The 13,154-nt window shown below is 45.3% G+C and carries 11 protein-coding genes; 7 read left to right on the top strand and 4 right to left on the bottom strand.

Features of this window, described 5'->3' with window-relative positions:
* Positions 1-11 precede the first annotated feature (11 nt).
* Together I2F54_RS04990 and uvrB are read right to left on the bottom strand one after the other, a co-directional pair.
* Complete coding sequence (locus tag I2F54_RS04990; protein WP_009121061.1) at positions 12-1,070, bottom strand: linear amide C-N hydrolase; 1,059 nt, start codon at positions 1,068-1,070, stop codon at positions 12-14.
* An 82-nt stretch (positions 1,071-1,152) separates the two neighbouring features.
* Positions 1,153-3,213: an excinuclease ABC subunit UvrB gene (gene uvrB, locus I2F54_RS04985; RefSeq protein ID WP_087411885.1), complete on the bottom strand. Its 2,061-nt coding sequence runs from the start codon at positions 3,211-3,213 to the stop codon at positions 1,153-1,155.
* A gap of 119 nt (positions 3,214-3,332) precedes the next feature.
* On the opposite strand from uvrB, the gene I2F54_RS04980 reads away from it, so the two are divergent.
* The 5 genes from I2F54_RS04980 (at position 3,333) to I2F54_RS04960 (ending at position 6,960) form a co-directional block, all read left to right on the top strand.
* Positions 3,333-4,631: a phenylacetate--CoA ligase family protein gene (locus I2F54_RS04980; protein WP_009121059.1), complete on the top strand. Its 1,299-nt coding sequence runs from the start codon at positions 3,333-3,335 to the stop codon at positions 4,629-4,631.
* Between the two features lie 20 nt (positions 4,632-4,651).
* Entirely contained in the window at positions 4,652-5,077 is a 426-nt protein-coding gene (locus I2F54_RS04975; RefSeq protein ID WP_004290856.1) for a hypothetical protein, read from the top strand.
* Positions 5,078-5,310: 233 nt separating this feature from the next.
* Positions 5,311-6,114: an outer membrane protein assembly factor BamD gene (locus I2F54_RS04970; protein WP_009121058.1), complete on the top strand. Its 804-nt coding sequence runs from the start codon at positions 5,311-5,313 to the stop codon at positions 6,112-6,114.
* A 52-nt stretch (positions 6,115-6,166) separates the two neighbouring features.
* Positions 6,167-6,502 carry a DNA-directed RNA polymerase subunit omega gene (locus I2F54_RS04965; RefSeq protein WP_009121057.1) on the top strand — a complete coding sequence of 112 codons (336 nt, stop codon included), beginning with the start codon at positions 6,167-6,169 and terminating at the stop codon, positions 6,500-6,502.
* Positions 6,502-6,960 (top strand): DUF4293 domain-containing protein, encoded by a 459-nt coding sequence (locus tag I2F54_RS04960; protein WP_009121056.1) that lies wholly within the window; start codon positions 6,502-6,504, stop codon positions 6,958-6,960. Before I2F54_RS04965 ends, I2F54_RS04960 begins: the two co-directional genes overlap by 1 nt.
* A 100-nt stretch (positions 6,961-7,060) precedes the next feature.
* Here I2F54_RS04960 and I2F54_RS04955 read toward each other — a convergent pair whose 3' ends face one another.
* Positions 7,061-7,747 (bottom strand): porin family protein, encoded by a 687-nt coding sequence (locus I2F54_RS04955; RefSeq protein ID WP_087411886.1) that lies wholly within the window; start codon positions 7,745-7,747, stop codon positions 7,061-7,063.
* A gap of 48 nt (positions 7,748-7,795) precedes the next feature.
* Positions 7,796-9,592, bottom strand: coding sequence for a muramidase family protein (locus tag I2F54_RS04950; RefSeq protein WP_195500633.1), 1,797 nt, complete (start codon positions 9,590-9,592; stop codon positions 7,796-7,798).
* A gap of 184 nt (positions 9,593-9,776) precedes the next feature.
* Here I2F54_RS04950 and uvrA point away from each other — a divergent pair, with 184 nt between their 5' ends.
* Positions 9,777-12,605: an excinuclease ABC subunit UvrA gene (gene uvrA / locus I2F54_RS04945; RefSeq protein WP_195500632.1), complete on the top strand. Its 2,829-nt coding sequence runs from the start codon at positions 9,777-9,779 to the stop codon at positions 12,603-12,605.
* Positions 12,606-12,657: 52 nt separating this feature from the next.
* Positions 12,658-13,146: a Cys-tRNA(Pro) deacylase gene (gene ybaK, locus I2F54_RS04940; RefSeq protein WP_195500631.1), complete on the top strand. Its 489-nt coding sequence runs from the start codon at positions 12,658-12,660 to the stop codon at positions 13,144-13,146.
* Positions 13,147-13,154 lie beyond the last annotated feature (8 nt).

The following is a 13,154-nucleotide window of genomic DNA, read 5'->3' as shown; positions in this document are numbered from 1 at the left end:
ATACGCTCTTATCAAAGAACGGGTGTCTGGAACAGGAATGTGAAAGAGGAACTGTCTTTCAAATCTTTTACGGCATCTCCCGCGTAGATTTCTCCGTTGGTCAGCGCAAGTTTCTTTACTGCGGCTTTAGGGCTGAAATCTATTTTCTTCAAATCAAGCCAGAACAGGTTAGGAGTGAGGGTTGACTCAAAATAATAGACTTTATCCTTTTGGTTGGAGACCGAACGCCAACGGGTGGAAGAGATGTGGGGCTTATCCGGTGTAGTGATTCCAAACGGGACGGATACGGTACGCATCACGCTCAACACACTGGGCACTGCAATCTTTGCGTCTGCCGTCTGAGGAATGGCATGGATGTAGAATGACGCACGTACAAAACGGTCGCTGGAACGATTGGTTCCGGGCAGCATTTGCAATCCGCCGACTTCTTTCCAGTAGTCGTTTATGGCTAATTGATCCTCATATTTGGGCGAGTTGGTCATTACCTGATATTCTTTGCCCTCGTGGATACTCAGCTTTCCGTCCAGATATTCCAGGATAGCGGTATTTCCCGTTTCGTCTGTAATAGCCAAATGAAGAGTGGAAGCCGAGCCGTTCGGCATTTGGGGGGCATCAATGCGGAAGGTCTCTTTTTTCAGCTCGTCTACGGCTTCGCGTACGGTAGCGAAGTTGTCAAGTACGTATTGCGTCCAAATACTGATGCCCATTACGGGGCGGGTATCTCCGGGACGGTCATATACGGACTCCGGCAGGAATAGCAGGCCGGCCACCAGACCTTTCTCATTCATACCGTCACATGTACCTATATCATAACCTGTTGCAATGACACTGCCGTACTTTGATGTCCATTTCACTGTTTCGCCTTTATTGTATCCGGCTCTTTCCATTCCCCGCGGGAATACGTAAATATTACTCATGATATCCTCTTTCCAGTCCATTGTACGGCCTGTGATAACCATATTGTCCGGTCCGATGTAAGTGGCGCGCGTACATGCGTCCGCTTGTTGTATGCCTAATGAAAACAGGGCAGCTAAGGCTGTTAATGCTACCGTTCCTCTTTTTGTATTCATAATCTTATGAGTTAAGTGATTTATATACAAAGAGTAACAAATGCAGCATTAAACAGTTTGATACAAACAGACTTTTTAGGTTCTATTCTGTTTTTTCTTTTAGAAGGTCTTCCATTTTTAGTACTTCATCACGGTATTGCGCGGCTTCGATGAAGTCGAGTTTCTTGGCGGCTTCCTGCATCAGTTTCTTGGTACGCTCGATGCTCTTTTCAAGCTGGGCGCGGTTCATGTACTGAACAATCGGGTCTGCGGCAAGCGTAGCGGTACTGTCTTGTTCCACATAGGGACGTGGAGTGGTTGCGGAAGATTTTTCTTTGCCGGCTCCGCTTTCGGCAAATCCTTCCGTACCGGCAAATACGTTGAGGTTCTTTGCTTTCTTGATTTGCCGGGGAGTAATGCCATGTTCTTCGTTATACTTCAATTGCTTTTCGCGACGGCGGTTGGTTTCGTCAATGGTAAGCTGCATACTTTCCGTAATTCTATCAGCATACATGATAACCATACCGTTGACATTACGGGCGGCACGTCCCGCTGTCTGCGTCAATGAACGGTGAGAGCGGAGAAATCCTTCCTTGTCCGCATCCAGAATAGCCACAAGAGAGACTTCCGGTAAGTCCAGTCCTTCACGCAGAAGGTTGACACCTACAAGCACATCATATTCGCCTTCACGTAAATCGCTCATAATCTTTACACGTTCCAGCGTGTCTACGTCACTATGGATATAGTTGCATTTTACGCTGTTATTGAGAAGGTACTCCGTCAGCTCTTCCGCCATACGTTTGGTCAGAGTGGTGACGAGTGTACGCTCATTGCGCTCTATGCGCAATTGAATTTCTTCCATCAGGTCGTCTATCTGGTTATGGCTGGGGCGTACTTCGATGATAGGGTCCAGCAAACCTGTGGGACGAATCACCTGTTCTACGACAATACCTTCGGATTGCATCAACTCATAGTCGGCGGGGGTGGCGCTGACGTATATTACCTGTTTGGCCATAGATTCAAATTCCTCAAACTTCAACGGGCGATTATCCATGGCAGCGGGAAGCCGGAAACCGTATTCTACAAGATTGGTTTTCCGGGCACGGTCACCGCCATACATGGCTCGTATCTGCGGAACACTGACGTGGCTCTCGTCAATGACGATAAGGAAGTCATCGGGGAAGAAATCCAGTAAACAGTAAGGGCGTGTACCCGCCTCACGTCCGTCAAAATAGCGCGAATAGTTCTCGATTCCCGAACAGTGTCCCAATTCGCGCAGCATTTCCATGTCGTAGGTGACCCGTTCCTGCAAGCGTTTGGCTTCAAAAGGACGTCCCTCGTTCTCAAACCATTGCACTTGTTTGCGCAAGTCGTCCTCTATCTCATGGATAGCCCGCAGAGTGGCTTCCTTGGTCGTCATAAAGAGGTTGGCGGGATATATTTTGTAAGCATCGAACCGGGCAATGGTAACTCCGCTTATAGGGTCTACTTCTTCGATGCTGTCTACCTCATCTCCCCAAAAAACTATGCGCAGCAGATTGTCGGCATAAGCAAGGTAAATGTCTACGGTGTCGCCTTTCACGCGAAAATTCCCCCGGTTCAAATCAATGTCGTTACGGACGTAAAGACTGTCTACAAGCCGGCGCAAGAACACATTGCGACTGTAATTTTTTCCTTGTTGCACGTCGATGACATTATTATAGAAATCGGCCGGATTTCCCATGCCGTAGATGCACGATACGGAAGATACCACTACCACATCCTTGCGTCCGGAAAGCAGGGCGGAAGTGGCGGCAAGCCTGAGCTTGTCGATTTCGTCGTTGATGGCGAGGTCTTTCTCTATATATGTGTCCGAAGAAGGAAGATAGGCTTCGGGCTGATAGTAATCATAATAGGATACATAGTATTCTACCGCGTTGTTCGGGAAGAATCCCTTGAACTCGCTGTATAGCTGTGCAGCCAGTGTCTTGTTATGGCTCAATATGAGCGTAGGCTTGTTGATGTTGGCTATGACATTGGCAATGGTAAATGTTTTTCCGGAACCTGTCACACCCAGCAAAGTTTGTGCGGGAATTCCTTCACGTACACCTTCGGTGAGTTGTGCAATTGCTTCCGGTTGGTCTCCGGTGGGACGATAGGCGGATGTTAACTCAAATTTATTCATTTCATCAGAATTGTCGGGCAAAGATAGGAAAGTTACATCGAAAATTTGTGAATTCGTAAGTAAAACATATCTTTGCGATATCAAATTAATAATAACCATTAATGTAATACAACAAAAACATGATTTGGAACGAAAGTATCGAATGCATGGATCGCGAAAGCCTTCGTAAAATTCAGAGCATTCGTCTTAAAAAAACGGTGGAGCGCGTATATCATGACACTCCTTTCTATCGCAAGAAAATGCAGGAACTGGGAATTACTCCCGATGACATCAACAGCATCGACGACATTGTAAAGCTTCCTTTTACTACAAAATATGATTTGCGGGACAATTACCCTTTCGGACTTTGTGCTGTTCCTATGAGCCAGATTGTTCGTATCCACGCGTCTTCCGGTACAACCGGAAAACCTACCGTAGTGGGATATACGCGCAAGGACCTTTCGGCTTGGTCGGAATGCCTGTCACGCGCTTTTACGGCGTATGGCGCAGGCAGTTCGGATATTTTTCAAGTATCTTACGGATACGGGTTGTTTACCGGCGGATTGGGGGCGCACGCAGGCGCCGAGAATATCGGTGCTTCTGTTATTCCGATGTCCAGCGGTAATACGGAAAAGCAAATTACATTGATGCATGATTTCGGTTCGACAGTACTCTGTTGTACGCCTTCTTATGCGTTGTATCTGGCGGACGCCATTAAGGATTCGGGTTTTCCGCGTGAGGAGTTCAAACTGAAAGTCGGTGCATTCGGTGCAGAGCCGTGGACGGAGAATATGCGTCGCGATATTGAAACGAAATTGGGAATAAAGGCTTATGACATTTATGGATTGAGTGAAATAGCGGGTCCGGGTGTAGGGTATGAATGTGAATGCCAGAATGGTACGCATCTTAACGAAGATCATTATTTTCCGGAGATAGTAGACCCGAAAACACTTGAACCTGTTGCACCGGGTGAAACGGGAGAGCTGGTATTTACTCACCTTACTAAAGAAGGCATGCCGTTGCTGCGTTATCGCACTAAAGACCTTACGGCTTTGCACTATGACAAATGTTCTTGCGGACGTACATTGGTGCGTATGGACCGTATTCTCGGACGTAGTGACGATATGCTCATTATACGCGGCGTGAATGTATTCCCCACACAGATTGAATCCGTTATTCTCGAAATGCCTGAATTCGAGCCGCATTATCTGCTGCTTGTCGACCGTAAGAATAATACGGATACCATGGAACTGCAAGTAGAAGTCCGTCCGGAATATTACTCCGATGAGATTAATAAGATGCTGGCTTTGAAGAAGAAGCTTACCGCGCGTTTGCAAAGCGTATTGGGCTTGGGCGTAGATGTCCGTCTGGTAGAGCCTCGCAGCATTGAGCGCAGTGTAGGCAAAGCGAAACGCGTAATTGATAATCGTAAATTGTAAATCGTCAAATAGTAAAACTTATGGTAGCAAAACAACTTTCTATTTTTTTGGAAAATAAGTCCGGTCGTCTTACGGAGGTGACGGAAGTTCTTGCCAAAGAAGGTGTTAATCTTTCTGCTCTCTGTATAGCCGAGAATGCCGATTTTGGTATTCTTCGCGGTATTGTCTCCGAACCGGATAAAGCATATAAGGCCTTAAAGGATAATCATTTTGCCGTGAACGTAACTGATGTGGTGGGTATCAGTTGTCCCAATATTCCGGGGTCATTGGCAAAAGTGCTCCGTTGCCTGTCTGATGAAGGCGTATTTATTGAATATATGTACTCCTTTGCCAACGGACAGACCGCTAACGTTATTATCCGTCCCAATGATATGGAAAACTGTATCCGGGTATTGACGGAGAAAAAGGTGGATTTACTCGCTGCAAGCGACTTATATAAACTGTAAAAAGGATGAAAAACAACAGAGTGATAGGGTATAGTCTCAGTACTTCATCACTCTGTTGCTCTGTCATCTTATTATCTTGTACCACTTTACCCTTCTGCCACTCTATTATCTTTTTTCCTCCCTATCCATCGATTATCTTGCGCCCTTAGTCTTTGTTTTTGAAAAATTAAGGTGCGTATCGTTGTTTAATTCGATGCGAACCTCTATCTTTGCACATTATTTGAATAAGAGTAATGAAGAAGAACATCCTTATAACTTTGCTTGCAGCACTGCTGCTCTCCTCATGCGGAGAATACAACAAGTTGCTGAAAAGCACAGACTACGAATACAAGTATGAAGCGGCAAAGAATTACTTCGCGAAAGGCCAGTATAATCGTGCTGCGACTTTGCTGAATGAGTTGATTGCTATTCTTAAAGGTACTGATAAAGCGGAAGAATCACTTTATATGCTGGGTATGAGCTATTATAACCAGAAAGATTATCAGACCGCCGCGCAGACATTTACCCAATATTATAATGTGTACCCGCGTGGTACGTTTACTGAACTGGCACGTTTCCATGCGGGAAAGGCGTTATATTTGGATACTCCGGAACCCCGTTTGGACCAATCCGGTACATATAGCGCGATTCAGCAGTTACAAATGTTTCTTGAATATTTCCCTAACAGCGCGAAGAAAGATGAAGCTCAAAGTATGATATTTACTTTGCAGGATAAGTTGGTTATGAAAGAATATCTTTCTGCCAAGCTCTATTATAATTTGGGAAATTATTTGGGAAATAACTACGAGTCTTGCGTTATTACTGCACAGAACGCATTGAAGGATTATCCTTATACCAATATGCGTGAAGATTTGTCTATCCTTATCTTGCGTGCCAAATATGAAATGGCGGTGTATAGTGTGGAGGATAAGAGAGCCGAACGTTATCGTGAGACGGTAGATGAATATTACGCTTTTAAGAATGAATTTCCGGAAAGCAAATACATGAAAGACGCCGATCGCATTTTTAAGGAGGCGCAGAAGATTTTGAAAGATTGATAAAAGAGAGGTTATTATTGTTATAGAATAAAATTAATTTAGATAGAAATTTATGGATTACAGAAAGACAAATGCTCCTGTTACTACGGTGACCCGTGATATGATGGAGTTGTGTGAGGATACCGGTAATGTATACGAAACAGTAGCGATCATTGGTAAGCGTGCCAATCAGATCAGTGTTGAAATCAAGAATGATCTTTCTAAGAAGTTGGCAGAGTTCGCTTCTTACAATGATAATCTTGAAGAAGTATTCGAGAATCGCGAACAGATTGAGATTTCCCGTTACTATGAGAAATTGCCGAAACCGACATTGATTGCCACTCAGGAATATCTTGAAGGCAAGGTATATTATCGTAATCCTTCTAAGGAAAAAGAAAAATTGCAGTAATGATACAGCGTATTCAATCCGTTTATTTATTATTAGTGACTATTCTGCTGGTTGTGGCCATCTGCTTGCCGGTAGGACAGTTCATAGGTTCGGATGGAATAGCGACTCATGTTTTCAAGCCGTTGGGTGTAACTTTGGCTGACGGAAGTTTTCAGTCTACATGGGGTTTGTTCGGTATTCTTTTACTGAGTGCAATTATTGCGCTATGTACTATATTCCTGTTCCGTAACCGTATGCTGCAAGTTCGTATGACGATATTCGGCAGTCTTTTACTGATAGGTTATTACATTGCTTTCTTTGTATTCATGTTTATTTTGAAAGGTGATTTGAATGCGATGAGTTTTCAGTTAGGTTGGGCTTTATGTCTGCCTGCTGTATGTATCATACTGAATTATTTGGCTTTTCGTGCCATCTATCGTGACGAACTGATGGTGAAAGCTGCGGATAGATTGAGATAATAAATCGGTTTCGATAAGAAAAGGATATTTAAATAATAACAAGCGGGGCATATGTTACTTCGACATGTGCCCCGCTTGTTTATTTATCGGACTTGTATCGTTATTTTCTTAAATCGAATAAATAGGTGATTTTAGCCGTGATAACTCCATGTGCCGAGCGGGAGAAATAGTCTTTCTTAGTACTGCTGTAAAAGTCGGACAAGGCATAATAATACCTGCCTTCTACCAGAAAGTTGCCTGCTTTAGTACGTAGCTCTACACCGGCTCCACCCGTAATACCATAGTCGAACTTATTGTCGACGGCTTTATCATGCTGCTCAACGGTTATTCCCGTATAATTGTCCCAGTCACCGCTTATTGTATAACTGTCTCCGAGAAAGAAACCTATCTGCGGACCGGCATGTACAAAGAATTGCAGGCCTCTTTCTTTTCCGAACGCCAGGTGCGCAAGGAAAGGAATCTCTATATAGTTCATCTTTCGCGTATATTGTAATTCGGGATAGTCCTGATAAAATTCATCCCAACCATGTTGGGAGAAGTTAAGTTCAATTTGTGCACCGCATATCATACTGAAATACTTTTCGGAAATATAACGGGCTGTCAGTCCGCCGTTGATACCCATCAGATTGCTTTGGCGAACTCTGGGAGAGAAGCTTACGCTGTTCAGGTTGATACCGCCGTTGATACCCACAGAAAGGTTATGGCGTTGTTCGCCTATCTGCGCGCTTGCCGGCAAAGCGCATGTACCTGCTAAAAGAGCTGTTCCTATGATTGTTTTTAGTTTCATTTTCTTCAATTGCGAATTGCTATAACGCCAAATGGCTGTCAGTCGTCTTTAATCAAAATCAAGCTTTATCAGCTCAAAATTTTTGGTGAAATGCACAAAGAATACTTTCCGGTTGATAAATCCGCCCCAGTTATTGACACGCTGGAACTTGAATCCTGTCTGAATAGGAACGAGGTTCATTTCGTTCAGGTTCTTTTCAAAACCTGAACCGTATCGAGACAGTCCTTTGAGGAAGAAATAGCCTGTATCGAAACCTAACATTCCGAATTTGGGATAACGTTCATCCATGTCTTTTCCATACCACTTACGGTAACTCTTGGTGAAGTTAATGGCCGCCGGAAGCAAGTTGTTCGTATAGAAAGATGAATAGAAATATGTATCGAGTTCAAAGAAGGCCTCAAGATGGTCTTTTGTATAAGTCTGCCATTCCGGATAACCGAACAAGTGTATACGGCTGTCTGGCTTTTCGCGTACCAATAACGTCAATTGCGGAAGTATCTTAATCAGGGTGATGTTGTTTCCGGAAGTCGGGATGAAGATATTTTCGCGGTCGTTACGCAGTACGGCTTTCAATGACTCTACGGTGGCATCTTCTTTCAACGATTTTGTCGGTATGGAACGGTTACGCAGTTCCTCTTTCAATCCTTTAATGAAGTCCGCCTTGTCTCTTGTGTCTTGGCTGGCTTCGATGAAGATTACATTGGCGTTGGGGAATTGGCGGACAAAGTGGTCGTACACTTCCGAATAGAGATAGGATTGGGGAGTGTTGATTTGGTACACCGACGGATTGCGGAATACGGTGTTATCTTTCGATGTAAACGGTATGACCAGACGTATGTCATGCTTGTCGGCAAAATCGGCCAGCGGCTTGATGTGTTGCTGGTGCAACGGACCGAAAATAATATCCATATCCCTCATTTCGCTTTTGCCCAGTATGGAGTTCAGAGATGATGTGGCGGAACCGGTAGTGTAAGTATAAAGGTCTATGGAAGTTCCTGTACGTTTCAAGCTGTCTACCGCCATGAGGAAACCTTCGTAGTATTCCACCATTTTTGCAGATTCGCTTTTACTTGCTCCATCGGATAGGAAGGGAAGGATAACGGCCGCCTTGATGACATTGATGCGCTCGTTACTCTTTTTGTTTTCACTGAATAGTTCGCTGTCGCTCGGCACGGTTTGGGGATGTGTGCTTTGCTGAGTTTGGGCAGAGGGGTAGGGAATGCAAAGGAATGAGCCTTTCTTTATTTTATTCTCCCCCCGTAACTCTGGATTGGCGGCAATGAGTTCGGCCTCTGTAATGCCGTATTCGCGGCTGATGCTGAATACCGTTTCTTTACGTTTTACCTTATGCATATCGCGGCAACGCGACTGTACCGGAGCTTGAACGGACGAATTGCCCGTAGATATACCGGATAGTTCCGGTGTGGTTGCGGTGACGGTTGTCTCGTCCGTAGCAGAGGGAATTTGGATTACCTGTCCGATGCGGAAGTTCTCGGCGCTCAGTCCGGGGTTGGCGTCGCATATTGCTTTGGCGGATACGTTATATTTCACGGTCAGGCGGTAAAGGGTCTCACCGGGCGCTATGGTGTGAAAGGTTTCTTTTTGCGTATTGGCGTCCGTGCGTGGAATGCGTAGAGCGCGTCCCACATATATCTTGTCATCGCTGCCGGGATTCAGTTTTACTATATCCGCCTGGCTGATGTTGTACATACTGGCAATGGAATATAAGCTTTGGCCTTTCTCTATTGTATGCAGAAAATATGACTGGTTTTCTTGTGCATTTACTCCGAGGCCACATGCGCCGGCAAGCAGTAGGGAGCATAAAATACGGTTGATTGTTTTCATTCAGTAATCGTTGGTTTATGTTTACAATTTCCCAAAGTAGCCGCAAAGTTAACAATATTGTCCTATTTTAACCAAAGGATTGAGTTAAGAAATAATATTGTGCATTTCAAAACTGAAAAATACTTCTTTTCGGCTGATATTCGGTCGGAAACCGTTATTTTTGCACAAATTCATTAATTAAAGTATGCAAGAAGAAACAGAATATATCAATGTATACGGAGCGCGTGTACATAATTTGAAAGATATCGATGCGGAAATCCCCCGTAACAGTCTGACGGTGATTACAGGATTGAGCGGAAGCGGCAAGTCATCTCTCGCGTTCGATACGATATTCGCCGAAGGCCAGCGCCGTTATATTGAAACATTTTCCGCTTATGCCCGTAACTTCTTGGGCAATTTGGAACGTCCCGATGTAGATAAGATTACAGGATTGAGTCCGGTGATTTCCATTGAGCAAAAGACAACCAATAAAAACCCACGTTCTACCGTAGGTACGACAACGGAGATATACGATTATCTTCGTCTGTTGTATGCCCGCGCCGGTGAAGCTTATTCTTATCTTTCCGGTGAAAAAATGGTGAAATATACCGAAGAGCAGATTCTTGAGCTTATTCTGAATGATTACAAAGGGAAACGCATTTACATTCTTGCTCCGCTGGTACGTAGCCGTAAGGGACATTATAAGGAGTTGTTCGAGCAAATTCGCAAAAAAGGCTATCTTTACGTCCGCGTGGACGGTGAAGTGCGCGAAGCGTTGCCCGGCATGAAACTGGACCGCTACAAGAACCATGATGTCGAGGTGGTCGTTGACAAACTGGTGGTAGCGGATAAGGATGATACCCGCTTGAAGAACAGCGTTGCCACCGCCATGCGCCAGGGTGACGGGTTGCTGATGATTCTTGATGCCCAAAGTGAGAGCGTACGTCATTACAGCAAACGTTTGATGTGTCCTGTGACCGGATTGTCCTATCGCGAACCTGCTCCCCACAATTTCTCTTTCAACTCTCCGCAAGGGGCTTGCCCGAAGTGTAAAGGGCTGGGTGTGGTGAGCCAGATTGATATAGACAAGATTATCCCCGACCGCGAACTGTCTATCGGAGAGGGAGCCATCATACCTTTGGGAAAATCCAAGAACAGCATGATATTCTGGCAGATCACCGCATTGTTGGAGAAATACGAAGCCACGCTGAAAACCCCTGTTAAGGAGCTTCCGGACGATGCCATCGAGGAGATATTGTACGGTTCGGACGAGCGTATAAAGATAAAGAGCTCGCTTATCGGTACATCTTCCGACTACTTTGTAACTTTTGAGGGAGTAGTGAAATACATCCAGATGTTACAGGAAAAGGATGCGTCTGCCACGGCACAGAAGTGGGCGGAGCAATTTGCCAAGACGGCCGTCTGTCCCGAGTGCCATGGGGCGAAGTTGAACAAGGAAGCCTTGTCATTCCGCATTCATGATAAAAATATTTACGAACTCTCTACAATGGATATCAACGAGTTGTATGACTGGCTGATGAATGTAGACCGGTATCTTAGCAATAAGCAGCAACAGATTGCCGTGGAAATTCTGAAAGAAATCCGCACCCGTCTGAAGTTCTTGCTGGATGTGGGATTGGACTATTTGTCGTTAGACCGCAGCGCTGTCAGCCTTTCCGGTGGTGAAAGCCAGCGCATCCGACTGGCTACGCAGATAGGTTCGCAGTTGGTAAATGTGCTCTACATCCTGGACGAGCCGAGCATCGGATTGCACCAGCGGGATAACCAGCGGCTTATCCATTCGCTGAAAGAACTGCGCGACATGGGTAATTCCGTTATCGTGGTGGAACATGATAAAGACATGATGCTCGCAGCCGATTATGTCATCGATATGGGCCCAAAAGCGGGCAGATTGGGTGGTGAAGTAGTATTCGCCGGTACTCCGCAGAAGATGTTGCAGACGCATACGCTGACTTCCCAATATTTGAACGGTGAGCGTGCCATCGAAATTCCTGCCGAACGGCGGAAGGGCAACGGTCATAGTCTTTGGCTGCGTGGCGCAAAGGGTAATAATCTGAAGAATGTGGATGTGGAGTTTCCGCTTGGCAAGCTGATTTGCGTTACAGGTGTGTCGGGTAGCGGAAAGTCTACGTTGATTAATGAAACGCTTCAGCCTATTCTTTCACAGAAGTTTTACCGTTCCCTTCAAGACCCTTTGGAATACGGCAGTATCGAAGGACTGGAGTATATAGATAAGGTGGTGAATGTAGACCAGTCGCCGTTGGGACGAACCCCTCGTTCCAATCCTGCCACCTATACGGGAGTCTTCTCCGATATCCGTAACTTGTTTGTAGGCTTGCCTGAGGCTAAAATCCGCGGTTACAAAGCGGGACGTTTTTCGTTCAATGTCAGTGGCGGACGTTGTGAAGCCTGTCAGGGTAATGGTTACAAAACCATTGAAATGAACTTCCTGCCCGATGTCTACGTCCCTTGTGAGGTTTGCCATGGCAAGCGTTACAACCGCGAAACGTTGGAAGTGCGCTTTAAAGGGAAGTCCATTGCCGATGTGCTGGATATGACGATAAACCGCGCGGTGGAATTCTTCGAGAACGTGCCTCAGATATTGAATAAGATTAAAGTAATTCAAGAGGTCGGCTTGGGGTATATCAAGTTGGGGCAATCTTCCACCACGCTTTCCGGTGGTGAGAGCCAGCGTGTGAAATTGGCTACCGAACTTTCCAAGCGGGATACGGGCAAGACGCTCTATATTCTTGACGAACCCACTACCGGACTGCATTTTGAAGATATTCGCGTTTTGATGAATGTATTGAATAAATTAGTTGATAAGGGTAATACGGTTATTGTTATCGAGCATAATCTCGACGTTATCAAAATGGCGGACTATATTATCGATATGGGCCCCGAAGGCGGTAAGGGCGGGGGAGAGCTTCTCTCTTGCGGCACACCCGAAGAAGTGGCGAAGAGTACAAAAGGATATACTCCGAAGTTTCTGAAAGAAGAACTTCATCTTTGAATATCCTACGGCGAAAGACAATTATCCTGTGATGAAAAATGATTATCTTGTGATGAAAGAACCCAAAATTAATAAAACGAATGCAGCACGGCTGCTCGATAAGGCGAAGATTGCCTATGAACTCATCCCGTACGAAGTGGATGAAAAAGATTTGAGTGCCATACACGTTGCCGCCAGCCTGGGAGAGGATATAGAACAAGTCTTTAAAACATTGATATTGCATGGTGACAAGACCGGTTATTTCGTGTGCGTCATTCCCGGAGAGCATGAAGTCGACTTGAAATTGGCGGCCAAGGTTTCCGGAAACAAGAAGTGCGACCTTATCCCCATGAAGGAACTGCTTTCGCTGACAGGATATATTCGCGGCGGCTGCTCGCCTATCGGTATGAAAAAGCCTTTTCCCACTTATATTCACGAGACATGCCTGCAATTCTCCTATATTTATATCAGTGCCGGGCAACGCGGACTACAGCTTAAACTGGCTCCGAAAGATTTGATAAAGGAAGTACGCGCCGAGGTTTGCACTCTTTTTGAACCGTAAAAGCTTGG

Source organism: Bacteroides clarus, assembly GCF_015555825.1.
In the GTDB taxonomy this organism is placed as follows: domain Bacteria; phylum Bacteroidota; class Bacteroidia; order Bacteroidales; family Bacteroidaceae; genus Bacteroides; species Bacteroides clarus.
The sequence above is the reverse complement of the archived record's forward strand: the minus strand, read 5'-3'. Positions and strand labels throughout refer to the sequence as shown.